This is a genomic window from Streptomyces camponoticapitis, from assembly GCF_014646115.1.
GTDB lineage: Bacteria > Actinomycetota > Actinomycetes > Streptomycetales > Streptomycetaceae > Streptomyces > Streptomyces camponoticapitis.
In genome coordinates, this window is the sequence record NZ_BMMV01000007.1 from 14,256 (window position 1) to 40,037 (window position 25,782).

24 protein-coding genes are annotated in these 25,782 nt (G+C 70.2%); 14 read left to right on the forward strand and 10 right to left on the reverse strand.

Annotation, left to right across the window (positions count from 1 at the left end):
• Positions 1-2 precede the first annotated feature (2 nt).
• The 3 genes from sdhA to IEY79_RS12610 all read left to right on the forward strand — a co-directional run bounded on the left by sdhA (position 3) and on the right by IEY79_RS12610 (position 3,213).
• Positions 3-1,757, forward strand: a complete 1,755-nt coding sequence (gene sdhA, locus IEY79_RS12600) for a succinate dehydrogenase flavoprotein subunit (protein WP_189107525.1) — start codon at positions 3-5, stop codon at positions 1,755-1,757.
• Positions 1,757-2,536 carry a succinate dehydrogenase iron-sulfur subunit gene (locus tag IEY79_RS12605; RefSeq protein ID WP_189107526.1) on the forward strand — a complete coding sequence of 260 codons (780 nt, stop codon included), beginning with the start codon at positions 1,757-1,759 and terminating at the stop codon, positions 2,534-2,536. Before sdhA ends, IEY79_RS12605 begins: the two co-directional genes overlap by 1 nt.
• Before the next feature lie 152 nt (positions 2,537-2,688).
• Positions 2,689-3,213: a hypothetical protein gene (locus tag IEY79_RS12610; protein ID WP_189107527.1), complete on the forward strand. Its 525-nt coding sequence runs from the start codon at positions 2,689-2,691 to the stop codon at positions 3,211-3,213.
• On the opposite strand, the gene IEY79_RS12615 is transcribed toward IEY79_RS12610, so the two are convergent.
• Positions 3,200-3,988, reverse strand: a complete 789-nt coding sequence (locus IEY79_RS12615; RefSeq protein ID WP_189107528.1) for a cold-shock protein — start codon at positions 3,986-3,988, stop codon at positions 3,200-3,202. The two genes, IEY79_RS12610 and IEY79_RS12615, sit on opposite strands and share 14 nt — an antisense overlap.
• Before the next feature lie 134 nt (positions 3,989-4,122).
• Between IEY79_RS12615 and IEY79_RS12620 the strand changes: the two genes are divergently transcribed.
• The gene (locus IEY79_RS12620) at positions 4,123-4,812 is read left to right on the forward strand and encodes a TetR family transcriptional regulator (RefSeq protein ID WP_229700861.1); all 690 of its coding nucleotides are present in this window, start codon (positions 4,123-4,125) and stop codon (positions 4,810-4,812) included.
• On the opposite strand, the gene IEY79_RS12625 is transcribed toward IEY79_RS12620, so the two are convergent.
• Positions 4,772-7,279, reverse strand: a complete 2,508-nt coding sequence (locus tag IEY79_RS12625) for an MMPL family transporter (RefSeq protein WP_189107529.1) — start codon at positions 7,277-7,279, stop codon at positions 4,772-4,774. The two genes, IEY79_RS12620 and IEY79_RS12625, sit on opposite strands and share 41 nt — an antisense overlap.
• 150 nt (positions 7,280-7,429) lie before the next feature.
• Here IEY79_RS12625 and IEY79_RS12630 point away from each other — a divergent pair, with 150 nt between their 5' ends.
• Both IEY79_RS12630 and IEY79_RS12635 read left to right on the forward strand, forming a co-directional pair.
• Positions 7,430-8,161 carry a response regulator transcription factor gene (locus IEY79_RS12630; RefSeq protein ID WP_189107530.1) on the forward strand — a complete coding sequence of 244 codons (732 nt, stop codon included), beginning with the start codon at positions 7,430-7,432 and terminating at the stop codon, positions 8,159-8,161.
• Positions 8,158-9,666 carry a sensor histidine kinase gene (locus IEY79_RS12635; protein ID WP_189107531.1) on the forward strand — a complete coding sequence of 503 codons (1,509 nt, stop codon included), beginning with the start codon at positions 8,158-8,160 and terminating at the stop codon, positions 9,664-9,666. Before IEY79_RS12630 ends, IEY79_RS12635 begins: the two co-directional genes overlap by 4 nt.
• A gap of 109 nt (positions 9,667-9,775) precedes the next feature.
• Here the strand turns inward: IEY79_RS12635 and IEY79_RS12640 are convergent, their stop codons facing one another.
• The gene (locus IEY79_RS12640) at positions 9,776-11,062 is read right to left on the reverse strand and encodes a metallophosphoesterase (RefSeq protein WP_189107807.1); all 1,287 of its coding nucleotides are present in this window, start codon (positions 11,060-11,062) and stop codon (positions 9,776-9,778) included.
• A gap of 35 nt (positions 11,063-11,097) precedes the next feature.
• Complete coding sequence (locus tag IEY79_RS12645; RefSeq protein ID WP_189107532.1) at positions 11,098-11,388, reverse strand: SCO4848 family membrane protein; 291 nt, start codon at positions 11,386-11,388, stop codon at positions 11,098-11,100.
• Positions 11,389-11,569: 181 nt separating this feature from the next.
• Between IEY79_RS12645 and IEY79_RS12650 the strand changes: the two genes are divergently transcribed.
• The gene (locus tag IEY79_RS12650; RefSeq protein ID WP_373292528.1) at positions 11,570-12,859 is read left to right on the forward strand and encodes a D-alanyl-D-alanine carboxypeptidase family protein; all 1,290 of its coding nucleotides are present in this window, start codon (positions 11,570-11,572) and stop codon (positions 12,857-12,859) included.
• Here the strand turns inward: IEY79_RS12650 and IEY79_RS12655 are convergent.
• Complete coding sequence (locus IEY79_RS12655; RefSeq protein ID WP_189107534.1) at positions 12,856-13,821, reverse strand: YihY/virulence factor BrkB family protein; 966 nt, start codon at positions 13,819-13,821, stop codon at positions 12,856-12,858. The genes IEY79_RS12650 and IEY79_RS12655 overlap by 4 nt on opposite strands.
• Before the next feature lie 166 nt (positions 13,822-13,987).
• Here IEY79_RS12655 and IEY79_RS12660 point away from each other — a divergent pair, with 166 nt between their 5' ends.
• Both IEY79_RS12660 and dprE2 read left to right on the forward strand, forming a co-directional pair.
• Entirely contained in the window at positions 13,988-15,427 is a 1,440-nt protein-coding gene (locus IEY79_RS12660; RefSeq protein WP_189107535.1) for an FAD-binding oxidoreductase, read from the forward strand.
• An 80-nt stretch (positions 15,428-15,507) separates the two neighbouring features.
• Positions 15,508-16,263: a decaprenylphospho-beta-D-erythro-pentofuranosid-2-ulose 2-reductase gene (dprE2, locus tag IEY79_RS12665; protein ID WP_189107536.1), complete on the forward strand. Its 756-nt coding sequence runs from the start codon at positions 15,508-15,510 to the stop codon at positions 16,261-16,263.
• A gap of 42 nt (positions 16,264-16,305) precedes the next feature.
• Here the strand turns inward: dprE2 and IEY79_RS12670 are convergent, their stop codons facing one another.
• Entirely contained in the window at positions 16,306-16,902 is a 597-nt protein-coding gene (locus IEY79_RS12670; RefSeq protein ID WP_189107537.1) for a 2'-5' RNA ligase family protein, read from the reverse strand.
• A gap of 250 nt (positions 16,903-17,152) precedes the next feature.
• A complete protein-coding gene (gene trpS, locus IEY79_RS12675) occupies positions 17,153-18,172 on the reverse strand; it encodes a tryptophan--tRNA ligase (protein WP_373292529.1) in 1,020 nt (339 codons plus the stop codon).
• Positions 18,173-18,231: 59 nt separating this feature from the next.
• Between trpS and IEY79_RS12680 the strand changes: the two genes are divergently transcribed.
• The 4 genes from IEY79_RS12680 (at position 18,232) to rocD (ending at position 22,042) form a co-directional block, all read left to right on the forward strand.
• Complete coding sequence (locus tag IEY79_RS12680; RefSeq protein ID WP_189107539.1) at positions 18,232-18,864, forward strand: RNA polymerase sigma factor; 633 nt, start codon at positions 18,232-18,234, stop codon at positions 18,862-18,864.
• Complete coding sequence (locus IEY79_RS12685; RefSeq protein ID WP_189107540.1) at positions 18,857-19,774, forward strand: hypothetical protein; 918 nt, start codon at positions 18,857-18,859, stop codon at positions 19,772-19,774. Before IEY79_RS12680 ends, IEY79_RS12685 begins: the two co-directional genes overlap by 8 nt.
• A gap of 204 nt (positions 19,775-19,978) precedes the next feature.
• Positions 19,979-20,695 carry a hypothetical protein gene (locus tag IEY79_RS12690; protein WP_189107541.1) on the forward strand — a complete coding sequence of 239 codons (717 nt, stop codon included), beginning with the start codon at positions 19,979-19,981 and terminating at the stop codon, positions 20,693-20,695.
• 141 nt (positions 20,696-20,836) lie between these two features.
• Positions 20,837-22,042: an ornithine--oxo-acid transaminase gene (gene rocD, locus IEY79_RS12695; RefSeq protein ID WP_189107542.1), complete on the forward strand. Its 1,206-nt coding sequence runs from the start codon at positions 20,837-20,839 to the stop codon at positions 22,040-22,042.
• Positions 22,043-22,199: 157 nt separating this feature from the next.
• Here rocD and IEY79_RS12700 read toward each other — a convergent pair whose 3' ends face one another.
• On the reverse strand, positions 22,200-23,381 hold the full coding sequence (locus IEY79_RS12700; protein WP_189107808.1) for a glutathionylspermidine synthase family protein: 1,182 nt from the start codon (positions 23,379-23,381) through the stop codon (positions 22,200-22,202).
• A 21-nt stretch (positions 23,382-23,402) separates the two neighbouring features.
• Positions 23,403-23,684, reverse strand: coding sequence for a hypothetical protein (locus IEY79_RS12705; RefSeq protein WP_189107543.1), 282 nt, complete (start codon positions 23,682-23,684; stop codon positions 23,403-23,405).
• A gap of 278 nt (positions 23,685-23,962) precedes the next feature.
• Here IEY79_RS12705 and IEY79_RS12710 point away from each other — a divergent pair, with 278 nt between their 5' ends.
• Entirely contained in the window at positions 23,963-24,622 is a 660-nt protein-coding gene (locus tag IEY79_RS12710; RefSeq protein WP_189107544.1) for a CatB-related O-acetyltransferase, read from the forward strand.
• 6 nt (positions 24,623-24,628) lie between these two features.
• Here IEY79_RS12710 and IEY79_RS12715 read toward each other — a convergent pair whose 3' ends face one another.
• The gene (locus IEY79_RS12715; protein WP_189107809.1) at positions 24,629-25,687 is read right to left on the reverse strand and encodes a protein kinase family protein; all 1,059 of its coding nucleotides are present in this window, start codon (positions 25,685-25,687) and stop codon (positions 24,629-24,631) included.
• Positions 25,688-25,782 lie beyond the last annotated feature (95 nt).

Sequence of the window (25,782 nt, forward strand, 5' to 3'; positions counted from 1 at the left end):
CAATGAAGATCCACAAGTACGACACCGTCATCGTCGGCGCCGGCGGCGCCGGCATGCGCGCGGCCATCGAGTCGACCAAGCGCAGCCGTACCGCCGTGCTGACGAAGCTGTATCCCACCAGGTCCCACACGGGCGCCGCGCAGGGCGGCATGGCCGCCGCGCTCGCCAACGTGGAGGAGGACAACTGGGAGTGGCACACCTTCGACACGATCAAGGGCGGCGACTACCTGGTCGACCAGGACGCCGCCGAGATCCTTGCGAAGGAGGCCATCGACGCGGTTCTGGACCTGGAGAAGATGGGTCTGCCGTTCAACAGGACGCCGGACGGCACCATCGACCAGCGCCGCTTCGGCGGCCACTCCCGTAACCACGGCGAGGCCCCGGTCCGCAGGTCCTGCTACGCGGCGGACCGCACCGGCCACATGATCCTCCAGACGCTCTACCAGAACTGCGTCAAGGAGGGCGTGGAGTTCTTCAACGAGTTCTACGTCCTGGACCAGTTGATCGTGGACATCGGCGGCGTCAAGACGTCGGCGGGCGTGGTCGCGTACGAGCTGGCCACCGGCGAGATCCATGTCTTCCAGGCGAAGGCGGTCATCTACGCGTCCGGCGGCACCGGCAAGTTCTTCAAGGTGACGTCGAACGCGCACACGCTCACCGGTGACGGCCAGGCGGCCTGCTACCGGCGCGGACTGCCCCTGGAGGACATGGAGTTCTTCCAGTTCCACCCCACGGGCATCTGGCGCATGGGCATCCTCCTCACGGAGGGCGCCCGCGGTGAGGGCGGCATCCTCCGCAACAAGGAGGGCGAGCGCTTCATGGAGAAGTACGCGCCCGTCATGAAGGACCTCGCCTCGCGTGACGTCGTCTCGCGGTCGATCTACACCGAGATCCGCGAGGGCCGCGGCTGCGGTCCCGAGGGCGACCACGTCTACCTCGACCTGACGCACCTGCCGCCGGAGCAACTGGACGCCAAGCTCCCGGACATCACCGAGTTCGCGCGTACGTACCTGGGCATCGAGCCCTACACGGACCCGATCCCGATCCAGCCCACCGCGCACTACGCGATGGGCGGCATCCCGACCAACGTCCAGGGCGAGGTCCTGCGCGACAACACGACGGTCGTACCCGGTCTGTACGCGGCCGGCGAGGTCGCGTGCGTGTCGGTGCACGGCGCCAACCGGCTGGGCACCAACTCGCTGCTCGACATCAACGTCTTCGGCAAGCGCTCCGGCATCGCCGCCGCCGAGTACGCGGCCAAGCACGACCACGTCGAACTCCCGGAGAACCCGGCCGAGCTGGTCGAGGCGCAGGTCGAGCGGCTGCGTTCCTCGACGGGCGACGAGCGGGTGGCGGACATCCGCCGCGAGCTCCAGGAGACCATGGACGCGAACGTCATGGTCTTCCGCACCGAGCAGACGATCAAGACGGCCGTCGAGAAGATCGGCGAGCTGCGCGACCGCTATCTGCGCGTGTCCATCCAGGACAAGGGCCGGCGCTTCAACACGGATCTGCTGGAGGCCGTCGAGCTGGGCAACCTGCTCGACCTGGCCGAGGTGATGGCCGTGTCGGCGCTCGCCCGCAAGGAGTCGCGCGGCGGTCACTACCGCGAGGACTTCCCCAACCGGGACGACGTGAACTTCATGCGCCACACCATGGCGTACCGCGAGGTCGGCGACGACGGCACGGAGTCCATCCGTCTCGACTACAAGCCGGTCGTCCAGACCCGCTACCAGCCGATGGAGCGTAAGTACTGATGGCAACTCCCCTACTGGACAAGGTCGAGGACGAGGCCGCGGCATCGCCGTACATCACGGTCACGCTGCGGATCCGCCGCTTCAACCCGGAGATCTCCGACGAGGCCCGCTGGGAGGACTTCTCGATAGAGATCGATCCCAAGGAGCGTGTGCTCGACGCCCTCCACAAGATCAAGTGGGACGTCGACGGGTCGCTGACCTTCCGGCGCTCCTGCGCGCACGGGATCTGCGGCTCGGACGCGATGCGGATCAACGGCAAGAACCGTCTCGCGTGCAAGACGCTGATCAAGGACATCACGTCGTTCGACAGGAAGACCGGCGCGACGAAGCCGATCACGGTCGAGGCCATAAAGGGCCTCACGGTCCTCAAGGACCTGGTCGTCGACATGGAGCCGTTCTTCCAGGCGTACCGGGACGTGATGCCCTTCCTGGTCACCACCGGGAACGAGCCGACGCGTGAGCGGCTCCAGTCGGCGGAGGACCGCGAGCGGTTCGACGACACGACGAAGTGCATCCTGTGCGCGGCATGCACGTCGTCGTGCCCGGTGTTCTGGAACGACGGGCAGTACTTCGGCCCGGCGGCCATTGTCAACGCGCACCGGTTCATCTTCGACTCGCGTGACGAGGCGGGCGAGCAGCGTCTTGAGATCCTCAACGACAAGGACGGCGTGTGGCGTTGCCGCACGACGTTCAACTGCACCGACGCCTGCCCGCGCGGTATCGAGGTCACCAAGGCGATCCAGGAAGTGAAGCGCGCGCTGATCACCCGGCGCTTCTGAGCACCCGGCGCCCGCCAGCGCGGTGAGGGCCCGTTTCCGTACAAAGCCGTAACGGTCAGTACGGTACGGGCCCTTTCTGTGCCAGGATTCAACTGGGGCCTGTCGTTCGACCCGGGCCCTCGACCAAGCAGGAGCAGGGGAAGCGGGGAGACATGAGCCAGGCGAATCCGAACCCGAATCCCGACGGGGACGGGGCCTATGGATGGGGCCCCACTCAGCCGGGCTACGGGTATCCCAATCCGGCGCCGGGGTACGGCTATCCGGGGCAGGGCGGTCCGGGGTACGACCCGACGCTGGCGGCCGGCCAGCTCGTTCCCACGTCCGGCGGCGGCACGCCGCTGGTGTCGATCGGGGACATCACCGTCATGAACGACGGCATCGTGACGCCGTCCGGCACGCTGCCGCTGCGCGGCGCGGTGTGGAACGCGACGGACATGTCGCGGACCGAGGAGAAGATCCCGACGCACGCCATCATCCTGGCGATCATCTTCTTCATCTTCTGTCTGCTCGGTCTGCTCTTCCTCCTGATGAAGGAGAAGAAGACCACCGGCTTCATCCAGGTCACGGTGACCAGCGGCGGCAAGCACCACTCGACGATGCTCCCCGCGACCGGTCCGGACAGCTTCCAGATCGTCATGGGGCAGATCAGCTACGCCCGTTCGCTCAGCTCGATGTAACGCCGGAGGGCGCGGCGCCGGGGGGTGCCGTGCCTCCGGGCACGGTCCCGTCCGGCGTGGTCCCTTCCGGCGCGGTGCCCTCGGGCCAGACGGCCACCGCACGGCGGCGGTAGCCGTTCCGCTCCGATTCCTCCACGGAGAAGGTGACGGCCTGACCGACCGTCGGCTCCACACAGTCCTCGCCGGCGACGGCCGAGAAGTGCGCCCACACGTCCTCCCGGAGGTTGGCGGCGTCCAGCACGCCCCACCCCTCCTCCTCGTGCCACGCGCGCACCCGCCCGGCCAGCGGTACGCCGAAGTGGTGGTGCAGGGCCAGGACGTCCCGTTCGTCGTCCTCGTCGATCGCGTACCCGGTGTGCGAGGCGATCTGGTACTCCGCCGTGCAGCAGCCGACCCGGCGGCCCCTGACCCGGCCGCTGCCGGTCAGCGACCCCACCGGATAGGGCAGCCCGCCGGGCCCGTGGATCTCGACGCCCCGCTCGTCCGTCCGGGTGGCGCCCAGGTCCACCACGTGGACGTCGACCGTCCGGCCGGCGTCGTCCACCAGCACGTGGTTGTACGGCCCGTCCTCGCGCAGCGGCCGGAAGCCGTGGTCGCGCACCGTCCGTTCGTGGTGGGCCAGGCTCTCGGCCCGTACGACGATGTCCAGGTCGGCGTGCGGGCGGGTCTGCTCGCACAGGAGGGCGTCGACGCCCCAGCCGCCGTCGAGCCAGACCTCGACACCCGCCCGGTCGAGCAGGTCGAGGAAGGCCAGCACATCCTCCGCACGCATCATGGTCCCGACTCTTCCCGAAGAGGCGGCGGACGGCATCATATTTCGACGGGTGGTGCGGTGTGCCTCCACCGTTCAGGCCCGCTCGGCGTGAGGGAAGCGACGAGCCCCCCGAGGAACCGAAGGACAGAGACGACATCAACGCCTCCCGGAGCGAGCAGACCCGCACACTCATCCTCGAAACCGCGCTCCGCCTCTTCGAGGAGAGGGGCTACGACCGGACGACCATGCGGTCCGTCGCCCAGGAGGCCGGCGTCTCCGTCGGGAACGCGTACTACTACTTCTCCTCCAAAGAACATCTCGTCCAGGGCTTCTACGACCGGATAGCCGCCGAGCACGAGGCCGCCGTGAAGCCGGTCCTCGCGGACGAGACCGATCTGGCGGTCCGTCTGACGGGCGTACTGCTGACCTGGCTGGACATCGCGGAGCCGTACCACCGCTTCGCCGCGCAGTTCTTCAAGAACGCCGCCGACCCCGACAGCCCGCTCAGCCCCTTCTCACCGGACTCGGCCCCGGCCCGCGAGGCCGCCGTCGCCATCCACGAGCGGGTGCTCGCCGGGTCGTCGGCCCGGATCGATCCCCAACTGGCCCAGCAGCTGCCGCACCTGCTGTGGCTGATGCAGATGGGTCTGGTCCTGTACTGGGTGTACGACCGGACGGAGGACGCCGGGCGCAGCCGCAGGCTGGTCGTGCGTGCCACCCCGGTGGTCGCCCGCGTCATCTCGCTCTCCCGGTACCGGCTGCTGCGCCCCGTCGTACGTCAACTCCACGAACTGCTGGTGGAGTTCATGCCGGGTGCGACGGTGACGCGGCCTCCGAGGGGCTGAGCGTCAGATCGTGGATCAGGGGCTCGCCGCCGACCAGGATGTGGCGGGTCCACGGTTCATGGTGGTCGGAGGTCACGGCGAGGAGATACGAGCCGCCGGCCGGGGCGCTGAGGATGTACCCGCCGTCGGCGAGGGTCGCGACCCGGTCGAGCTGCTTGCCGGCGGGTGAGACCAGGGTCAGTACGGCGTCGGCGACGGGGGTGCCCTCCTCGTCGAGGACGAAGCCGTGCACGACGGTGATGCCACCGGTGGCCGGGCCCTTGTCCGCGTCCCTGTCGGGAAGCCGAACCGTCGTCAGCGGGGCCGGCTCCGGGGGCTCCACCGCCAGGTGCGGCAGCCGCTCCTCCAGCCACCCCGGCAGCCACCAGTTGGCCCTGCCGAGCAGGTGCATCGCCGCCGGGACCAGCGCCGTACGCAGCACGAACGCGTCGAGGGCGACGGCGGCGGCCAGTCCGACCCCGGCCACGGCTCCCTCGGTGTCGCCGCTCAGTACGAACGCTCCGAAGACGCAGATCATGATGAGGGCGGCGGAGTTGATGACGCGGCTGGTCTCGGCGAGCCCGACCCGTACCGCGCGGGCGTTGTCCTTGGTGTGCACCCACTCCTCGTGCATACGGCTGACGAGGAAGACCTGGTAGTCCATCGAGAGCCCGAAGAGCATCGACAGCATGATCACCGGCAGGAACGCGGTGATCGGGCCCTCCCTCCCGAAGCCGAGCAGTTCGGCGCCCCAGCCCCACTGGAAGATCGCGACCAGTACTCCGAAGGACGCGGCGGCGGCCACCAGGTTCATCACGGCGGCCGTCAGCGGCACCACGACGGAGCGGAAGGCGAGGAGCAGCAGCAGAAAGCCCAGGCCGATGATCGTGGCGATGAACAGGGGCATCCGGTCGGCGGTGACCGAGGAGAAGTCCTTGAACACGGCGGTCACCCCGCCGACATGGGCCTCCATGCCGGAGCCGGGGACGATGTCGTCGCGCAGCCGGTCGATCAGCTGGTCCGTCCGCACGTCCTGCGGCGAGGTGGTGGGGACGACGTTTACGACGGTCACGGAGACCTTCGAGGCGGGCGGCAGGGGCATCGCGGCGGCCATCGCCACCCCGTCGTCGGCGGCGACCCGTTCGACCAGCGCTTCCACGGCCGCTTTCACGTCCGGGTCGCCGGGGGCGCCGAGTCCACCCGTCTCCACGACGAGCTGGAGCGGTCCGTTGAAGCCGGGGCCGAAGCCCTCGGCGAGCAGGTCGTACGCCTGCCGGGTCGTCCGGTCCTCGGGATGGTTGCCCTGGTCGGTCGCGCCGAGCCGCAGCGACAGGACGGGGATCGCCAGCGCGGCCGTCAGGACGACCGCGACGGTGGCGACGGCCCTGGGGCGCTTCTGCAGGGTGGCCGACCAGCGGGCCGCCGCGCCCTTCGCCTCGGCGGGCTCCGGCCCCTCGGCCGCGAGCCTGCGGCGCTGCCGGCGGCTCAGCACCCGCTCGCCGAGGAGTCCGAGCAGCGCGGGCAGCAGGGTGATCGCGGCCAGCACGCTCAGGACGACGGTCAACGACGTGGCGACGACGACGCCTTCGAGAAAGCTCATCCGCGTCACGAGCATGCCGGCGAGCGCGACGCAGACGGTGCCGCCCGCGAAGAGCACCGCGCGGCCGGCCGTGTTGAGCGCCTGGACGGCCGATTCCTCGGGCGATCGGCCGCCGAGGAGGGCTCTTCGGTGCCGGGTGACGATGAACAGCGCGTAGTCGATGCCGACCCCGAGACCGATCAACGAGCCGAGCAGCGAGGCCACTTCGGGCACGTCGACGGCATGGCTCAGCAGCAGGGTCGACATGAGCCCCGTACCGACGCCGAAGATCGCCACGGTGATCGGCAGCAGCATGGAGAAGAGCGAGCCGAAGGCGAGGAAGAGCACGACGCCTGCGGCCAGGATGCCGACCAGCTCGGACATTCCGGTGGGCGGTGCGGAGATGCGGTCGATCGCCTGTCCGCCGAGCTCGACCTGGAGACCGGCGCGCTCGGCGGCCCCCGCGGTGTCCACGACGTCCTGGACCAGCTCCTTCGGTACGGCGTCGGCCTGTTGGGCGAAGGTCACCCGCGCGTACGCCGTCCGCCCGTCCTCGCTGATCTGCGCCGCCCCGCCGGGGCCCGCGCCGTAGGGGCCGACGACGTCACCGACGCCGGGCAGGGAGCCGATGCGGTCGAGTGCCGGTTCGAGCCGGTCGCGTACGGAACTGTCGCCGACAGCCCCCGAGTCGACGCGCCACACCACGTTGACCGTGTCGCCCGCGCTCTGCGGGAAGACCTCGGCCATCCGGTCGTACGCCCGGGAGGAGTCGGTGCCCGGGATGCCGAACATGTTCGCGTAGTTGCCGCCCGCCGCGGTCCCGGCCGCCCCGAGGCCGGCCAGCGCCGACACCCACAGCACCAGGACCAGGAGCTTGTGCCGGTAGCACCACCGTGCCCATGCCTCCACGATCTGTTTCCCTCCGCTGATGGTCGGCCGCTTCGGACAGACCCAGAATCGGCTGGGGGCACCGCCCGGCGCGGTGTCGTCGGCATGACTCTCAAGGAACTCCAAGACGGCGCACGGCGATCGGCGCGGGGGCGCGCGGATACTGGTGCCATGACGGATGCAGCCCTGACGGACGCCGGCACGACGGACGCGGCGGCCACCGTGCTCCTCGTCGAGGACGAGCCGAGCATCGCCGACGTCCTGACCATCGCCCTGCGCTACCACCGGTTCGAGGTGATGGTGGCAGGCTCGGTACGGGAGGCGGCGGAGGCCGTACGGCGCACACGCCCCGACGTGGCACTGCTCGACGTGATGCTCCCGGACGGCGACGGCCGCGACATCGCCCACCAACTACGGCTGTCCCGGCCGGAGATGGCGGTGGTCTTCCTCACCGCGCGGGACGCGCCGGCGGATATCGTCGGCGGGCTGTCCCTCGGAGACGACTACATCACCAAGCCGTTCAACGTGGACGAGGTGGTCGCCCGGGTCCGCGCGGTGCTGCGCAGGACCCTGCCGGGCGACCGGATCGCGGTGCGGCCACCGCTGCGGTACGGCGATCTGGAGCTGGACGAGGCGACGTACACGGTGCGAAGAGCCGGGCGTGCGGTCGACCTGACCCCGACCGAGTACGCGCTGCTGAGGTTCCTGGTGCGCAACGCCGGTGCGGTGGTGACCAAGGAGCAGTTGCTGCGGCATGTCTGGCGGTACGAGCACGCGGCGGAGTCCACGGTGGTGGAGACCTACATCAGCTATCTGCGGCGCAAACTCGACGCGTACGGGCCCCCGTTGATCATGACGAGACGCGGGGTGGGCTACGGTCTCGCAGGCCCGGGTCCGCGATGAGGCGGCCCGCCGTCGCGTGGTGGGGCGTGGTGTCGCGCGGGGCGGGCCGGATCGGCCGTCCGCGGTCCCCGCGCGGGCCCCGGCCCAGTACGCACTCGCTGCGTACGAAGCTGACGCTGATCAACGTGGTGCTGCTCGCTCTGGGCATCACGATAGCGACCGGGGTCAGCCTGTTCGGGCTGCGGCACTATCTGCTCCAGAACATCGACTCCGAACTGACCATGTCCCGCAACGGGTTGCAGCGTACGGAGTTGACGGTCAGTCAGATCGAGTCGCTGAGTTCGCTCGCGACGATAGTGGAGCACATCTCCCCGCGCCGGCCGGGCGCGGGAATGCTGCCGGCCCCCGACTCGGTCTTCGTCCTCGTCGACGCGCAGCGCAGGCCGATCAACTTCGCCGGGGTCGTCGTGACCGAGCGGCAGCGCGCGCTGGCGCGGGCGGTCACCGACCCCACGGCGCTGAGCCAGGAGGGCGGCGTCCGTGACGTGACGGTGGACGGCGACCCGTACCGGGTGGTGGGAGCCCGCCTCAGCGACGGCTCCACCGTGCTGATGTCGACCTCCACCAAGGCGGTGCAGAGGAGTCTCTTCCTGGCGTTCAAGTTCGACGCCGCGATCGGCGGTCTGCTGCTCGTACTGCTCGCCCTGATCACCCTGATGGGCGCGAACCGTACGCTGCGGCCGCTCGGGGACATGGTGGAGACGGCGACGGCCATCGCCGAGGGCGACCTGACCCGCCGGGTGCCGGGCCGCCGCGACCCGGTGACCGAGATCGAACAGCTGCGGCTCGCCCTCAACGCCATGCTCCAGCAGGTCGAGTCCGCGTACGTGACGCGCGAGCGCAGCGAGACGCAACTGCGGCGGTTCGTCGCGGACGCCTCGCACGAGCTGCGTACGCCGCTGTCCGCGATCCGCGGCTACCTCCAGCTGTACGAGAAGGGCATGCTCGGCGAACCGGCGGAACGCACCCGCGCCCTGGCCCGGATGACCGGCGAGGCGGACCGGATGGGCCGCCTCGTCGACGAGCTGCTCACCCTGGCCAGGCTCGACCAGCGGCCGGTGCTGCGGCTGCGCCCGGTGGACCTGAGCCGGCTGGTCCGCGACGCGGCGGACGATCTGCGGGCGCAGCAGCCGGACCGGCCGCTCGACGTGGCGGCGGCGGGCTCGATGCTCGTGCGGGCGGACGAGTCCGGGCTGCGGCAGGTCATCGGCAATCTGCTGGCGAACATCCGCACCCACACACCGGCGGACGCGCCCGTCCGGGTGGAGCTCGACCGCTCCGGCGAGGGCCTGGTGCGGCTGTGCGTCACCGACGACGGCCCGGGGATGACGCACGAGGACGCGGACCGGATATTCGACCGTTTCTTCCGGGCCGGTGGTGGCGGTGCCGGCAGCGGCCTCGGGATGGCGATCGTCCACGCGGTGGTCCGCTCCCACGGCGGCGACGTGGCGATCCGGACGGCACCGGGAGCGGGTCTGGCGGTGACGGTCACGCTGCCGAGATGACGTACGGGGCGCCCCGCCCTCCCCGTACGCCGTCCCCGGCACTCCGCGTGTCGGCGTGTCCGCCTGTCCGCCTGTCCGCCTGTCCGCGTGTCCGCGTGTCCGCGTGTTTCTAGGCCTGGCGGGACGCCAGCTGGACGACCGTGACGTCCGAGGGCGCGCCGACCCGTACCGGCGGGCCCCACGCCCCGGCCCCTCGTGTCACGTAGAGCGCCGTGTCGCCGTACTGCTCCAGACCGGCCAGGGTGGGGTTGGACGCCTGCGCGATGTAGTTCACGGGCCACATCTGACCGCCGTGGGTGTGCCCCGACAGCTGGAGGTCGATGCCGTGTTTCACCGCGTCGTGGATGACGACGGGCTGGTGCGCGAGGAGTACGGATGCCCGCGCCGGGTCACGTCCGTCGAGCGCCTTCTTGAAGTCGGGCCCCTGGCCCTCCTCCTCGCCCGCGAGGTCGTTGACGCCCGCCAGATCGAACCCGGCGATCTCCACGCGGGCGTTCTCCAGCGGGTGCACGCCCAACTCGCGTACGAGGTCGACCCATTCGGCCGCGTCGCCGAAGTACTCGTGGTTCCCGGTGACGAAGTACGAACCGTGCCGGGCCGCCAGCTGGGCCAGCGGCTCGGCGGCCGGACCCAGGTCCGCGACGGTCCCGTCGACCATGTCGCCGACGATCGCGACGAGATCGGGGTTCGTGGAGTTGATCGTGTCCACGACGCGCTGCGCGTGGGCCCTGCCCAGCAGCGGGCCGAGGTGGATGTCGCTGACGACCGCGATCCGGTAGCCGTGCGCGGCGCGGGGCAGCTTCGCGAGCGGCACCGTGACGCGCTTGACGCTGGGGCCGCGCAGCACGTTCGCCGTGCCGTAGCCGACCGTGGCGAGCGCGGCGGCGGCAGCGGCGCCGCCGACGACGCGGGAGACGAAGAGCCGCCGGGAGGGATCGGCCGCCGGGGTGGCCGGAGAGACCTCGGCGGTGTCGGTACCGGGGGCGGGCGGTGCGGTCGACCCGGTCGCGGCGCCGACGGTCACGGGCTCCTCGGCCGGCGCGGTGGCCGTCGCCGTACCCCCCGTACCCCCCGCCGCCCCCGCCGCCGTCGCCGCCCGGCGGTCGAGCACCCGGCTCAGCAGCGGCCGTACGGCTTCGCCCACCAGCAGCGCCAGCAGCAGGTACAGCAGCGTCGCCAGCCACATGTACGCGGGCCAGCCGAAGATCTGCTTCAGGGAGAACGGCACGTCGCCTCGGCCCATCCCCACGCCGGCGAAGGTCAGGACCGGCAGCAGGATGATCACGGCGGTGCCCGTCCTGCGGGCCGTACCTCCCGCCGCCGTCGTGTCGCGGACCAGGCGCCGCCATATGTAGTAATGCGCGCCTGCCACCAGTGCGACGGCGACGAGCGCCATCAGGACTACCACGACGATCACGAGCCGATTCCCCTTTATCCCTGTCGCTGTCTCTGTACTACGTGCTCGTCACCGCGTTCGTTCCTCAACTCGCCCCGCCAGGCGCGGACTCCACGGAACCCCACCGCCCCGACTCCCGTCCCCAGAAGAAAGGACGTGATGGCGAGCAGCAGATGGACCCAGAAGTAGCCCGTGGGGTCGCCGGCGTCGTCGAAGGCGAGTCCGCTGCCGTCCTGCCACAGATTTTTTACGAAAGTGATCCAGATGAACCAGCTCCACACCCCAAAAGCGAGCAGAAACCAGGACACGGGACGGCTGAGCTTCATGGATCCAGTATCGCCGGAGGCCTCCCCGCCGCTTCGCCGGGGGCTGCCCGGCCGGGAGAGCGGAGAGGGCACCGGCGCGGAAGCTCGCCGGTGGCCGGAAAGTGGTCTGTCCCGGCGGTGGAAGCGGCCGGTCCGGCCGCCGGTGTTCGGATCACCCGTCAGGCCATGTACGTTTTCGACCGTGTCCGCATTGAGAAAGACCGCATTGACGGTCCTAGCCGCCGCGTTGCTGCCAGTTCTGACCGCCGGGCCCGTCCTCGCGGACGACGCGAACGCGGAGAAGTCCGAGGACAAGCAGCCGAAGCCACCGGCGGCGATGTCGACGGTCGGCGGCACTCTTCTCGGCAAGCCCGGCACCCAGGTGAATCTCGCGCCCGGCGTGCCCGTCCTGCCGAAGAAGCTGACGGGCAAGTCGTGGATCGTCGCGGACGCCGAGAGCGGCGAGGTACTCGCCTCGCACAACGCGCACTGGCAGCTGCCGCCCGCGTCGACTCTCAAGATGCTCTTCGCCGACACGGTCCTGCCCGTGCTGCCCAAGACCCAGTCCCACAAGGTGACGCCCGAGGACCTCGCGGGAATCGGCGAGGGCAGCAGTCTGGTCGGGGTGAAGGAGAACAGCACGTACACCGTCCACGATCTGTGGATGGGTGTCTTCCTGCGCTCGGGCAACGACGCGGTGCACGTGCTGTCCCAGATGAACGGCGGCGTCCGCAAGACGGTCGCCGACATGAACAAGCACGCGGCCGAGCTCCAGGCCCTCGACACGCGTGTCGTCTCGCCGGACGGCTACGACGAGAAGGGGCAGGTCTCCAGCGCGTACGACCTCACCCTGATCGCCCGCTCAGGGCTGCAGAAGAAGGACTTCAGGGAGTACTCGTCCACGGTCCGGGTGCAGTTCCCGGGCGAGGAGAAGAAGCCGAAGAAGGGCAAGAAGGCCCCGAAGCGGGAGACCTTCGAGATCCAGAACACCAACCGGCTGCTGACCGGGGACTCCGGCCTGGAGCCGTACAAGGGCATCGCCGGGGTCAAGAACGGCAACACCACCAACGCGGGCTCGACCTTCACCGGCGTCGCCGAGCGCGACGGCAAGGTCCTGCTGGTCACGGTCATGAACCCGTCCGAGGAGGAGGGCCTGGCGGTCTACCAGGAGACGGCCCGGCTGCTGGACTGGGGCTTCACCGCCGCCGGGAAGGTCGAACCGATCGGTGAGCTGGTGAAGCCCGGATCGGCCGACGGCGGCTCCGACAAGGAGGCCGTCGGGGACGACTCGGGCGACAAGGGCGAGGCCGGCGGCAGCGGCGGCACGGACCAGGCCGGGCTGGGCGACAAGGCTTCCGCGTCGGGGTCGAGCGGCGTGGGGATCGCGGTGGCCATCGCGGGCGGCGCGCTGCTGCTGCTCGCGGCGGCCGTGTTCCTGGTGAACCGCCGGTGGCCGCTGCCGGACCTGGTCAAGCGTCTGCCGGGCCGTTAGCCACCGGCGTACCGGGTCGCGCCGGGCGGCGGGGTGTCGTCGGCCCTCGGCGCGCCCGGCTCCCCGCCCGTCTCGCCTTCCGGCGGTCCGTCCGGCCGCTCGTCCCGGTCCGGCTTGCTCGGCGTCGCCGTCCAGGCCGCGCAGAACAGCATCAGCTTCGCCGTGAAGTTGATCCACAGCAGCAGCGCGACGGGCACGCCGAAGGCGCCGTACATGCTCTTGCCGGCGACGTCCCGCACATAGCCGCCCAGCAGCAGCTTGAGCACTTCGAAGCCGAGCGCGCCGATGACGGCGGCCACGACCAGCCGTCGCCGCGGCGGCCGAACGCCGGGCAGCAGCGTCAGTACGTACAGCAGGATCAGGAAGGCCGCGGCGGCGGCGAGCGCGATCGCCGCGATCTGGAGCAGCACACCGCCGACGCCGTCCTCACTGATGCCGAGCTGACGGGCGGTCCAGCTGATGGCCGTGGAGCCGAGGGCCGACGCGCCGACCGAGGCGAGGCCGGTGACGCCCAGGCCGAGCAGGATGACCGCGTCTTTGCCCTTCAGTACGAAGGGGTTGCCCTCGTCCACGTCGTCCAGCTCCCAGACGGCGCGCAGACACTCCCGCATCTGGCCGACCCAGCCGATGCCGGTGAACAGCAGCAGGGCGCCGGCCACCAGTCCCACCGTGCCCGCGTTGTCGACCAGCGAGTTGATGTCCAGCTGGTCGGAGATGCCCGGGACCTGCTCGGTGATCTTCTCCTTGAGACTGTCGAGCTGGTCCGTGCTGAGCAGCGCCGCCCCGATCGCCGCGCCGACGGTGATCAGCGGGAAGAGCGCCAGGAAGCTGATGAAGGTGATCGCCGCCGCGAGCCGGGTCCAGTGGGTGCGTTCGAGGGTCTCGAAGGAACGCCAGGCATGGGTCAGCATCAGCCTGGCCACGAACGGGCCGACGACGGGGAGTTTTTTCAGCCAGTCCATGACGGAGACCTGCCCTCGGATCGGAGAACCAACGGTCAGGTACCCCGAAAGCCGATCCTCACCTCATCATTCATCGACACCCATCCAACCACCCATTCATACGAGTACAGCAGCAAATACGGCTTACAACGCAAAGAATGACGTTTAGGGCGATAACGTCTCGACCATGCCTGCCGAGATCGCCGACCCTGTCACCGGCTGGGGCCGCACCGCCCCCACGGCCGCCGCCCGTCTCGTCCGGCCGCGTTCTTATGAGGAGGCGGTCCGCGCCGTACGCGACTGCGGTACGCGCGGCGGCATCCCGCGCGGTCTCGGCCGCGCGTACGGCGACGCGGCACAGAACGCGGGCGGCTCCCTCATCGACATGACCGCCCTGGACCGGGTCCTGTCCGTCGACGCCGGGGCCGGGATCGTCGAGTGCGAGGCGGGGATCAGTCTGCACCGGCTGATGGAGGTGCTGCTGCCGCTGGGGTGGTTCGTGCCGGTGACGCCCGGGACCCGCCATGTCACGGTCGGCGGGGCGATCGGCTCCGACATCCACGGCAGGAACCACCGGGCGTCGGGCTCCTTCTCCCGGCACGTACTCTCCCTGGACCTGCTCACCGCCGACGGCGACGTACGTACGGTCGTCCCCGGTACGCCCCTGTTCGACGCGACGGCGGGTGGCATGGGGCTGACGGGGGTGATCCTCAGCGCGACCTTCCGGCTGCACCCGGTCGAGACCTCCCTGATGTCCGTCGACACCGAACGTGCCACGGACCTCGACGATCTGATGGACCGTCTCACCACGTCCGGCCGGCGCCACCGCTACTCGGTCGCCTGGATCGATCTGCTGGCCGGCGGCTCCTCCTTGGGACGCTCCGTCCTGACGCACGGCGAACACACGACACTTGACACGCTGTCCGCACATGCCGCGCGGGGGCGCGGCGGCTTGGGCGGCTGGGGTGGCTGGGGTGGCTGGGGCGAGTGGGGCAGCCGGGGCGCGGCGGCGCGCGCCCGCAGACAGCCGCTCGCCTTCCGGCCCGGACAGCTGCCCGCCGCGCCCTCCTACGTAGCCCAGGGGCTGCTGGGACGGACGACGGTCGGGCTCTTCAACGAGCTCTGGTACCGCGGCGCCGGGCGCCGGCGGACCGGTGAACTCCAGCGCATCTCCGCGTTCTTCCACCCCCTGGACGGGGTGCCGCACTGGAACCGCCTGTACGGGCGCGGCGGCTTCGTCCGATACCAGTTCGCCGTCGGGCACGGCCAGGAGGAGGCGCTGGTCCGGATCGTGCGGCGCATCGTCCGGCGCGGCTTTCCCGCCCCTCTCGCCGTACTCAAGCGTTTCGGCGCGGGCGATCCCGGCTGGCTGTCCTTCCCCATGGCCGGCTGGACCCTCTCCCTCGACATGCCCACCGACCGGACCGGACTGGGTCCCTTCCTGGACGAACTGGACGAGGACGTCGCCGCCGCCGGGGGCCGGGTCTGCCTCGCGAAGGACTCGCGGCTGCGGCCCGAACTGCTGGCCGCGATGTATCCGCGGCTGGACGAGTTCCGGGCGCTGCGGGCCGAACTCGACCCGCGCGCGGTCTTCGTCTCCGATCTCTCCCGCCGGCTCTCGATCTGACGCCCCGCCCCACTGGCCCCGACCCCACTGATCCCTCTGTGACGCTCGCCCCGCACCCTCGCTGCAAGGAGCACCGCACCATGAAGGACGCCTTCGGCATCCCGCAGTCCCTGCTCGTCCTCGGTGGGACGTCCGAGATCGCGCTGGCCACGGCGCGCCGGCTGATCGCGCGCCGTACGCGTACGGTCTGGCTGGCAGGCCGCGCGTCATCCGCGCTCGACGCCGCCGCCGACCATCTCCGTGCCCAGGGCGCGGACGTCCGCACCGTCGACTTCGACGCGCTCGACCCGGGCTCGCACGCCGAGGTACTGGGCAAGGTCTTCGCCGAGGGCGACATCGACATGACACTGCTCGCCTTCGGCCTGCTCGGCGACCAGGCGCACGACGAGGCGGATCCGGCCTCCGCCGTCAGGGTCGCGCAGACCAACTACACGGGGGCGGTCTCGGCGGGTCTGGTGTGCGCGGCGGCGATGCAGACGCAGGGGCACGGTTCGCTGGTGGTGCTCTCGTCGGTGGCCGGTGAGCGGGCGCGGCGTGCCGACTTCATCTACGGGTCGAGCAAGGCGGGCCTGGACGCGTTCGCGCAGGGTCTCGGGGACGCGATGTACGGCACGGGGGTGCATGTGATGGTCGTGCGGCCCGGCTTCGTACGGACGAGGACGACGGCCGGGCGGGAGGAGACGCCGCTGGCGACGACCCCGGAGGCGGTCGCGGTGGCCGTGGAGCTGGGGCTGCGGCGGCGCTCGGAGACGGTGTGGGTGCCGGGCGCGCTGCGGGTGGCGATGTCGGTGCTCCGGCATCTGCCGAGGTCGCTCTTCCGGCGGCTGCCGGTCTGACAGGCGCCGGGCTTCCGGCCTCCTTGGGAAGGTGGCGGGCGGCTACTGGCGCAGGGACGAGGTGGCGGGCAGGTCGGCGGGGGTGCTCTGCGAGGGCACTCCCGTGATCTCCGTACCGCCGCCGAAGGCGTACTCGTGCAGCATCCGCCACACGCCGTCCGCACCCTGCTCGTAGAGCCCGAAGGACGCGCAGCTCCAGTGGGCCGTGTAGTCGGCCAGCTCCTCGTACGCCCGGTCCATCGCCTCTTCGGAGATGCCGTGCGCCACGGTCACATGGGGGTGGTACGGGAACTGGAGTTCCCGCACCAGCGGCCCGGACGCGTCCCTGACCCGCTTCTGGAGCCAGGTGCACGCGGCGGCGCCCTCGACGACCTGGACGAAGACCACCGGGGACAGCGGGCGGAAGGTGCCCGTGCCGTAGAGCCGCATCGGGAAGGGGCGGCCCGCCGTGGCGACCGAGGCGAGATGCGCCTCGATGGTCGGCAGCGTCGTGGCGTCGACCTCGGTCGGCGGCAGGAGCGTGACGTGGGTGGGGATGCCGTGCGCGGCGGGATCGCCGAAGCCCGCGCGGCGCTCCTGGAGCAGGCTGCCGTACGGCTCCGGGACCGCGATCGAAACGCCGAGCGTTACGGTCCCCACGTCGTTCTCCTCAGTCCGTGTGTGTGCGGGTGGTGCGTGGTGAGGCGTTGGTGCGTGCTGCCTCGGGCGGGGCGGATGGCCACACCCTGGATGCGGTGCGGCCGATTCCGTCCCTGGTCAGTGTGACGCTCGCACCGCCCGGCTGGCCAGGGTCCTTGGTCAGCAGTACGCGGACGGCACGCATGCGGTAAAGGGCCGGGGGCCGACCGGGGCGGGCGGGCCGGGATCGGCCGGCCCGCCCAGGAGGGGTTCAGTGCTTGGCGGGCAGGAAGCCGATCCGGTCGTACGCCTGGGCCAACGTCTCCGCGGCGACCGCCCGGGCCTTCTCCGCGCCCTCGGCCAGGATCGAGTCCAGCGTCTCGGGATCGTCCAGATATTCCTGGGTGCGGCTGCGGAACGGTGTGACGAAGTCGACCATGGCATCGGCCAGGTCCACCTTCAGTGCGCCGTATCCCTTGCCTTCGTACCTCTGCTCAAGATCCGCGATGTCCGCGCCCGTGAGGGTGGAGTAGATCGTGAGGAGGTTGCTGATGCCCGGCTTGCCCTGGGCGTCGAAACGGATCTCGGTGCCGGTGTCGGTGACGGCGCTCTTGATCTTCTTCGCCGTGACCTTGGGGTCGTCGAGCAGATTGACCAGGCCCTTCGGCGTGGACGCCGACTTGCTCATCTTGATCGAAGGGTCCTGGAGGTCGTAGATCTTCGCGACCTCCTTGACGATGTGCGGCTTCGGGATCGTGAACGTGCTCCCGAAGCGGGTGTTGAACCGCTCGGCGAGGTCACGTGTCAGCTCGACGTGCTGGCGCTGGTCCTCGCCGACCGGGACCGAGTCCGCCTGGTAGAGCAGGATGTCGGCGACCTGGAGGATCGGGTAGGTGAAGAGCCCGACGGTGGCGCGGTCGGCGCCCTGTTTCGCCGACTTGTCCTTGAACTGCGTCATACGGGAGGCCTCGCCGAAGCCCGTCAGACAGTTCATCACCCAGCCGAGCTGGGCGTGTTCGGGTACGTGACTCTGGATGAACAGCGTGCAGCGCTGGGGGTCGAGACCGGCGGCGAGGAGCTGCGCCGCCGCGAGCCTGGTGTTGGCACGCAGGTCGGCGGGTTCCTGCGGAATGGTGATCGCGTGGAGGTCCACGACCATGTAGAACGCGTCGTGGGTTTCTTGCAGCGCCACATACTGCCGGATCGCACCGAGGTAGTTCCCGAGATGGAACGAGCCTGCGGTGGGCTGGATACCGGAGAGCGCGCGAGGACGAGTGGCCATGCTGAACATTCTCTCAGGTGGTGCCGTCAGGTCGGGAACGGATCTCCGGTGAGCGGTGTATCAAAGGCGTGAGAACACGGGAGGGGACCCTGGAGGGGGGCCGCATCCTGACGGTTGCGGATGAGTCGGCTGTGATCGCGCGTGTGCGTTCCGGGGAGCGGGAGGCGTACGCGGAGCTGGTGCGCGCCCATACGGGGATCGCGCTCCGGGTGGCGGTGGCCTGCGGCGCGGGTGCGGATGCGGAGGATGTGGTGCAGTCCGCGTTCATCAAGGCGTATCTGTCCCTGGGGAGCTTCAAGGACGGCGCGCCGTTCCGGCCCTGGCTGATACGGATCGTCGCCAATGAGACGAGGAACACCGTGCGGTCGGCTGTCCGGCTGCGGGCCGTGGCGGGGCGCGAGGCGGCGCTGCTGCGGGGTGAGCCGCGGATACCGGATTCGGCCGATCCGGCGGTGGCCGCGGTGGAGGAGGAGCGGAGCGCCGAGCTGTGGGCGGCGCTCGACGAGCTGAGCGACGACCACCGCGATGTGGTGGCGTGCCGCTACTTGCTGGAGATGAACGAGGCGGAGACGGCGGAGGCGCTGGGCTGGCCGCGGGGCACGGTGAAGTCGCGGCTGAGCCGCGCGTTGAAGCTGATGGGCGGGCTGCTGGCGCCCGCGTCGGAGAAATCGGAGAGGGGAGGAGGTGAGGGGCATGAGTGACGGCGAGCGTGAGGACGAGGACGGGCGCGAGGCTGGGGACGGGCGCGCGGGAGATCTCGCGGAGGCGCTTCGTGCGCTGGGTCGCGGCATGCGGGTTCCGGATGTCGACGGCGAGACGATGGCCGAGCGTGTACTGGCACAGCTCCTCGCCGACGCGGCGCCCGCGCCGACGCCCGCGCCGGCTTCGGACTCCACTCCGGTCTCGGCTCCGGTCTCGGCTCCGGTCCGGGGGTGGGCGGCTCGTGGCGTACGGCTCCGTCGTCTGGTGCGGCGCAGATGGCGTCCCTTGGTGGCCGGTCTGTCGGGGCTGCTGGTCGTGCTGGTGCTGACGCCGCCGGTGCGTGCGGCGGTGGCCGACTGGTTCGACTTCGGCGGGGTCCAGGTGCGGTACGACCCGAAGGCGACGCCCAGTCCGAGCGGGCGGGTGCCTGGGTGCGCGGATCCGATGCCGATCGAGGAAGCGACACGGAAAGCGGGATTCACGCCCCGGATCCCGGCCGAGCTCGGGGCGCCCGGCCAGGTGTCGCTGGACTGGGTGTCGGCGGACCGTCCGGTCATCAGTCTGTGCTGGACGGGCTCGGACGGAGGGACCGTACGCCTGGACGAGTTCCGGGCCGGCCTCGATCTGATGTTCACCAAGCAGGTGCGGCACATGCCGGAGTGGGTGCCCCTCGACGCGGGGGGGTCGAACGAGACCGCAGCCCTGTGGTTCGCCGATCCTCATCTTCTGCGGTTCCGCATGATCGATGGGCGAGGGGAGAGCTGGTTCCATTCGGCGCGGATGACGGGTCCGACGTTGCTCTGGGAGGAATCTGGCCCGGCAGGGAGCACCGACGAACGGCTGACGCTGCGGCTGGAGGGCGTGGACTCCCAGACTCGCGCGACGGCCGTCGCGCAGTCGATGCCCTGACTCGGCCGAGGCCCCTCCCCCACTCGCGGGCGCTCGGAGAACTGGTCGGACACCCCGAGAAAAAGGGGCGGGAATGCGGAACCGGTTGGGGTCGGGCGGTGTACAGGAAGTGATGCGAAGGCGGTCCGGAGGGTCCGGAGCGGGCGTCGAGCAGGGGGAATGATGCGACTTCCATGTACGGGCACGGTCCGACGGTTCGCGACCGTGATCGCGGTGACGGCGCTGACCTGGGTGTTCGCTCCGAGTGCGGTGGCCGGTGGGCCGACGAGCGTGCTGATCGCCTCTCCGGAGAGCCACGAGACCGCTGCTCTCTACTACAGCGACGCGGAGTACGAGGCGCTGTCGAAGCAGCTCGACGCCCAGGAGATCCAGACTCTGCCGGACGGCCAGAAGAAGCGGCCGCCGGCGGTCGACGCGGCGATCGGCTCCCGGCAGATCAATGTGACGTGGATGGTCCACGATGTGTCCCCCTGGCGGCTGGACCAGGTGTATCCGAGCTCGGATCCGTCGACCATCTGGATATACACGTCGACGGACACCCAGGGAGCCCAGTCCGGCGTCTGGCACAAGGCGAAGCAACCGGCCGCGCTGCACGCGCTGTTGAAGAACGTCGGCGTCATGGGCGAGCCGCGGGGCTCTGACGGTGCGGCGGTACCTCCGGCTGAGGACGCGGACAGCCCGGCCGCGGGCGCCGACGCCGGATCTCAGGACCAGGAGCAGACACCGGGGAAGCGGTCCGAGGCGGCGGGGGCTTCCTCCGCCGGCACGGACGGCTGGTGGTGGGCGATACCGGCTCTGGGAGCAGGTGTGGTGCTGGGTCTGGTGCTGCGCCCACTGGCGGGCCGACTGCCCCGCCCGCCGTTCGGGCGGGGAGGGGAGAGGCCCGGGGCGGGCCCCCGCCAGCAACTGCTGGACACATGATCCAAGAGGCCCCGCTCATGGGGTTGTCTCCCAGGCCACGCCGAAGGCAAGGTTTCTTCGTCCACACTGGCGAGTGACGATAGAAACAGGGGCACTACCCCGCCCCGACCGGATGGCTTGTCCCGACCGAACGGAGAACCCGTGGCGACAACGGAGAGTGCCATCGCCTCTGCGGAGGCGCACAGCGCGCACAACTACCACCCGCTGCCCGTCGTCGTCGCATCGGCGGACGGTGCATGGATGACCGATGTCGAGGGACGCCGCTTCCTCGACATGCTCGCCGGCTACTCGGCGCTCAACTTCGGCCATGGCAACCGACGTCTGATCGACGCCGCCAAGGCCCAGCTGGAGCGGGTGACGCTCACCTCACGGGCGTTCCACCACGACCGGTTCGCCGACTTCTGCACCCAGCTCGCCGAGCTGTGCGGCATGGAGATGGTGCTGCCGATGAACACGGGCGCGGAAGCGGTGGAGACCGCCGTGAAGACGGCCCGCAAGTGGGGCTACCGGAGGAAGGGGGTGCCGGACGGCACCGCCAAGATCATCGTCGCGGCGGACAACTTCCACGGGCGTACGACCACGATCATCAGCTTCTCCACCGACGAGGAGGCCCGTGCGGATTACGGGCCCTACACGCCCGGCTTCGAGATCGTTCCCTACGGGGATCTCACGGCACTCGATGCGGCGATGACGGACAACACCGTCGCCGTCCTGCTGGAGCCGATCCAGGGCGAGGCCGGGGTGCTGGTGCCGCCGCCGGGCTATCTCGCAGGTGTACGTGAGCTGACCCGGGCACGGAATGTGCTCTTCATCGCCGATGAGATCCAGTCCGGGCTGGGCCGGACCGGAAAGACCTTCGCCTCCGAGCACGAGGGCGTGGTGCCCGACATGTATGTGCTGGGCAAGGCGCTCGGCGGCGGGGTCGTGCCGGTGTCGGCCGTGGTGTCGTCGGCCGAGATCCTGGGGGTTTTCCGGCCCGGGGAGCACGGCTCGACCTTCGGCGGGAATCCGCTGGCGTGTGCGGTGGCCCTTGAGGTGATCGCGATGCTCCGCACCGGCGAGTATCAGCAGCGGGCGGCGGAGCTGGGTGATCATCTCCACCACGAACTGGGGCTGATGACGACCGGTGGCGCGGTGGAGCAGGTGCGCGGCCGGGGTCTCTGGGCGGGCGTGGACATCTCCCCCTCGTACGGCACGGGCCGGGAGATCTCCGAGAAGCTGATGGATCGGGGTGTGCTGGTGAAGGACACCCACGGGTCGACGATCCGGATCGCCCCTCCGCTGGTGATCAGCAAGGAAGACCTGGACTGGGGCCTGGAGCAGCTGCGGGCGGTCCTGACCCGCTAGGGCGTCTCCGCGAAATCCCGCCCGACCCGGCGGGCGGACGGCGCTACTTCGCGGACACGCCCGAGGACCGGCCCTTCGGGGCCAGGTATCGGAGGCCGGCGGTCCTCGCCGCCGGCCACCGGCCCGCACCTCTCACTCGCCGGCCGGCGCCTCCGGCCTAGAGGATGACGTGCGGGAGGAAGCGGGCGTACTCATCCGTGATCAGGCCCGACGATTCGCGGATGCCGAGACCCGCCGCCTCGTTCTCGACGACCCAGGCGCCGAGCACGACGCGGTTGCCGTCGAAGTCGGGCAGTGGCGCCAACGCCTGGTAGCAGCAGGCCTCTTGGCGTACGACCGGGTCGTGGCCCGGCTCGTGGACGGTGACTCCGGCACCCTCGCGGCCGAGCAGGGGCTTGGAGACATAACCCCCGTCGAGGGCGAGTTCACGCGGCCCGTCGAGATAGGCGGGCAGCAGATTCGGGTGGCCGGGATTGAGCTCCCAGAGGATCGCCAGCAGCGCCTTGTTGGAGAGCAGCATCTTCCAGGCGGGCTCTATCCAGCAGGTGCTGCCGGTGCCACCGCCGTTGTCGAGCGTGTCGATGACCTGGGGGCCGAAGCGGTCCGTGGTCAGCCACTCCCATGGATACAGCTTGAAACAGCTGCGGATGAAGCGCAGCCGCTCGTCGACGAAGCGGCCGGACAGCTTGTCCCAGCCGATCTGTTCGACGGACAGGGCCTCGGTGTCGAGGCCCGCCTGCTGGGCCGTCTCCCGGAGATAGGCGACGGTCATCAGGTCCTCGCCCAGCTCGTCGCCGTCGGAATGGGCGAAGTGCAGGGGGCCCGGAGGAAGGAGATGGGCCTGGTGGCGCCAGGCTTCGATGAGGCGTTCATGGAGGGAGTTCCACTGGTCGGCGCCGGGGAAGCGTTCCTCCATCCAGAACCACTGGGGGCTGGCGGCCTCGACCAGGGAGGTGGGGGTGTCGGCGTTGTACTCCAGCATCTTCGCCGGACCGGTGCCGTCGTAGCGGAGGTCGAACCGGCCGTAGATGGAGGGCAGTTCGCTCCGGCGGTGCCAGGACTCGGCGACCAGCGCGGCCAGCCGGGGGTCGGTGATGCCGAGATCGGTGAAGCGGTCGTTCTTGACGATGTGCTCGGCGGCGGCGAGGCACATCGCGTGCAGTTCCTCGACAACGACTTCGAGAGCCTCGATCTCGGGGAGGGAGAAGACGTAGTAGGCGCTCTCGTCCCAGTACGGACGCAGGGAGTCGTCCGGGTAGCGGGTGAGCGGATAGACGAGGCCCTGCTCCTCGACGGTCTGCTGCCAGCCGGGGCGTGGCTCTATGGTCCGACGTTCCATCATGGCGCTGCGACGCCCCGCTCAGCCGCCGCCGGTGCCCGAGCAGCCGAAGCCGCCGCGGTCGACCGCCGACTTGTCGAAACTGCCGTCGTGGACACGGCCCTTGGTGCTCTTGCCGCCGTAGTAGTACGCGCCGGTGCCGTTGCTGTCGCAGTCGGAGCTGGACAGTTCCTCATAGGTGTTCCGGTCGGCGCAGCGCCGGTCAGGTTCCGAACTGCAGGAGGTGATCGTCAGTGCGAGTATCCCCATGCCGCCGAGCACCACCGTGCTCGACCGCAGCCTGCGTTGTTTCGTTGCCGCCATGGCGCTGTCCTCCCCCGTCCGCCGGCCGATCCATCGACCCGCCAGTCCCGTGCTCGCCGCACACATTAGATGCCTGGCCTCCGCACGGACCAGGCGGTGCGTGAACTCTCCTCAACTCCATGCCATTTGCTCCCTTTGGAAGGGTCTGCCTTGCTGCTGTTCAGAGGTCCGCCCAGGGAGGGGCGGGTGCGGTGGGGGCGAGGATTAATCGGTGTCGTCGCGATCACCGGCTCGGGCAGGATGCGGAGGCTCGCCGTCTACGAGGAGAACGATTCACCATGCCCGCTGTACCCGGCCGCCCCGCCGATCCGACCGTGCTCCATCCGATGCCCGGCCAGTCACGGGTGGTGCTGCTGAAACCGCTGATCACATCCGAGTTGATCGAGGTCGGGGACTTCTCGTACTACGACGACCCGGACGAGCCGACGGCGTTCGAGACGAAGAACGTGCTGTATCACTACGGGCCGGAGAAGCTGGTCATCGGGAAGTACTGCGCGCTGGGCGAGGGGGTGCGGTTCATCATGAACGGCGCCAATCACCGTATGGACGGGCCCTCGACGTTCCCCTTCCCGATCATGGGCGGTTCATGGAGCGAGCACTTCGATCTCATCACCGGGCTGCCCGGCCGGGGCGACACGGTGGTGGGCAACGACGTCTGGTTCGGCTACCGCAGCATGGTCATGCCCGGTGTCCGGATCGGCCATGGGGCGGTGATCGCCTCGGGGGCGGTCGTCGTCGACGACGTACCGGACTACGGCATCGTCGGCGGCAATCCGGCCAAGCTCATCCGCCGCCGTTACGACGACGCCGACGTCGACCGGCTGCTGACGATCGCCTGGTGGGACTGGCCCCTCGACCACCTCACCGCCCACCTGCGCACGATCATGTCGGGCAGCGTCGACGCGCTTGAGGCGGCGGCCCCGAAGCCCACGGCCTGATCCCCCCTAGGACGTGGCGGTCCTGAGGGCACGCTCGACCTCGGCTCTCGGGAACGGGGTCAGCCTGCTCTCCTTGAGAAGACGGCGGTGGAAGTCCTCCAGGACGAGAGCCGACCCCGCGTGCCGGCCGACGAGCGTGGCGACGTCGGCGCGCACACCCTCGGGACGGCGGCCCGCCGGCCAGTCGCGCAGGAGCCGGGCGTGCCGCGCGCAGTCGCGCTCGCCGTCGAGCAGATGGTGGCGGAGCAGATGCGTGGTGATGTAGCAGCGGTCGTACGAGAGATGGTCGGCGAGGAAGTCCGTCTCCGCCGGGGCGAGTTCGAAGTGTGAGCTGAGGGCGAGCCCGAAGTCGGCGAAGTAGATCAGCCGTCCGTCGGTCAGGACGTTGCGGAAGTGCGCGTCGAAGTGGACAAGACCACGGGCGCTCATGAAGTCGGCGCCCCGGGTGAGGACGGACTCGGCCCAGAGGTACGGCGACGCCTGGCCCTCCACCGGGGGCACGGCCCGCCGGTCGCCCAGCCAGGCGCCGAGCGTCCGCGGCACATGCTCCATGAACAGCACCAGGGCGGCCGTGGACCGGCCGATGGCCTCCAGCCGGCGGCGTACGGCGGGCGAACCGTCCCAGTGCGCGACAGCCTTGTCGATGCCGCCGAACTCGTCCATGAAGCCGTCGGGACGGGAGTCGGGGAGAACCCGCCAGTGGTACAGGAGCGGGAAGCCCGGGTAGGCGTCGGCGTCGCCGATGACCCAGTTGGTGGTCATGATGTGGGTGGCGAGTTCACGCCAGGCTCCGAAGCCGGAGGAGCCGATGCCGTACTGGTAGAAGAGCGGCAGGTCGAAGAGGTTGGCGGTCGACCGGGCGTGCGCCGGGCGCAGTTCGAGATCGGTCAGAGGGACCCGTTTGACGAAGACACGAGTCCCGTCGACGTCCAGCTCCACCGACCGCCCGCCCACCCCTGACCCGAGCGGGACGCCACTAGCCACGACCTCGGCGAGCCGCCGGTCGCTGAGCAGGGACAGCGCGGTGCCGACCGCCCCATGGGCGGCCAGACGCGAGCGGCGCACGACCGATGCGGTGGACGCGGCGTCGGCATCGGCGTCGGTCCCTGGTGCCTGGGCGTGCGTGGAGGCGAAGGGCGGCAAGGGATCGTTCAAGGTCG

What these genes read in the sequence shown, in the direction of transcription:
- sdhA (WP_189107525.1), top strand. Translation starts at nt 3, where the DNA reads ATGAAGATCCACAAGTACGACACCGTCATCGTCGGCGCCGGCGGCGCC.
- IEY79_RS12605 (WP_189107526.1), top strand. Translation starts at nt 1,757, where the DNA reads ATGGCAACTCCCCTACTGGACAAGGTCGAGGACGAGGCCGCGGCATCG.
- IEY79_RS12610 (WP_189107527.1), top strand. Translation starts at nt 2,689, where the DNA reads ATGAGCCAGGCGAATCCGAACCCGAATCCCGACGGGGACGGGGCCTAT.
- IEY79_RS12615 (WP_189107528.1), bottom strand. Translation starts at nt 3,988, where the DNA reads ATGATGCGTGCGGAGGATGTGCTGGCCTTCCTCGACCTGCTCGACCGG.
- IEY79_RS12630 (WP_189107530.1), top strand. Translation starts at nt 7,430, where the DNA reads ATGACGGATGCAGCCCTGACGGACGCCGGCACGACGGACGCGGCGGCC.
- IEY79_RS12635 (WP_189107531.1), top strand. Translation starts at nt 8,158, where the DNA reads ATGAGGCGGCCCGCCGTCGCGTGGTGGGGCGTGGTGTCGCGCGGGGCG.
- IEY79_RS12640 (WP_189107807.1), bottom strand. Translation starts at nt 11,062, where the DNA reads ATGGCGCTCGTCGCCGTCGCACTGGTGGCAGGCGCGCATTACTACATA.
- IEY79_RS12645 (WP_189107532.1), bottom strand. Translation starts at nt 11,388, where the DNA reads ATGAAGCTCAGCCGTCCCGTGTCCTGGTTTCTGCTCGCTTTTGGGGTG.
- IEY79_RS12655 (WP_189107534.1), bottom strand. Translation starts at nt 13,821, where the DNA reads ATGGACTGGCTGAAAAAACTCCCCGTCGTCGGCCCGTTCGTGGCCAGG.
- IEY79_RS12660 (WP_189107535.1), top strand. Translation starts at nt 13,988, where the DNA reads ATGCCTGCCGAGATCGCCGACCCTGTCACCGGCTGGGGCCGCACCGCC.
- dprE2 (WP_189107536.1), top strand. Translation starts at nt 15,508, where the DNA reads ATGAAGGACGCCTTCGGCATCCCGCAGTCCCTGCTCGTCCTCGGTGGG.
- trpS (WP_373292529.1), bottom strand. Translation starts at nt 18,172, where the DNA reads ATGTTCAGCATGGCCACTCGTCCTCGCGCGCTCTCCGGTATCCAGCCC.
- IEY79_RS12685 (WP_189107540.1), top strand. Translation starts at nt 18,857, where the DNA reads ATGAGTGACGGCGAGCGTGAGGACGAGGACGGGCGCGAGGCTGGGGAC.
- IEY79_RS12700 (WP_189107808.1), bottom strand. Translation starts at nt 23,381, where the DNA reads ATGGAACGTCGGACCATAGAGCCACGCCCCGGCTGGCAGCAGACCGTC.
- IEY79_RS12705 (WP_189107543.1), bottom strand. Translation starts at nt 23,684, where the DNA reads ATGGCGGCAACGAAACAACGCAGGCTGCGGTCGAGCACGGTGGTGCTC.
- IEY79_RS12710 (WP_189107544.1), top strand. Translation starts at nt 23,963, where the DNA reads ATGCCCGCTGTACCCGGCCGCCCCGCCGATCCGACCGTGCTCCATCCG.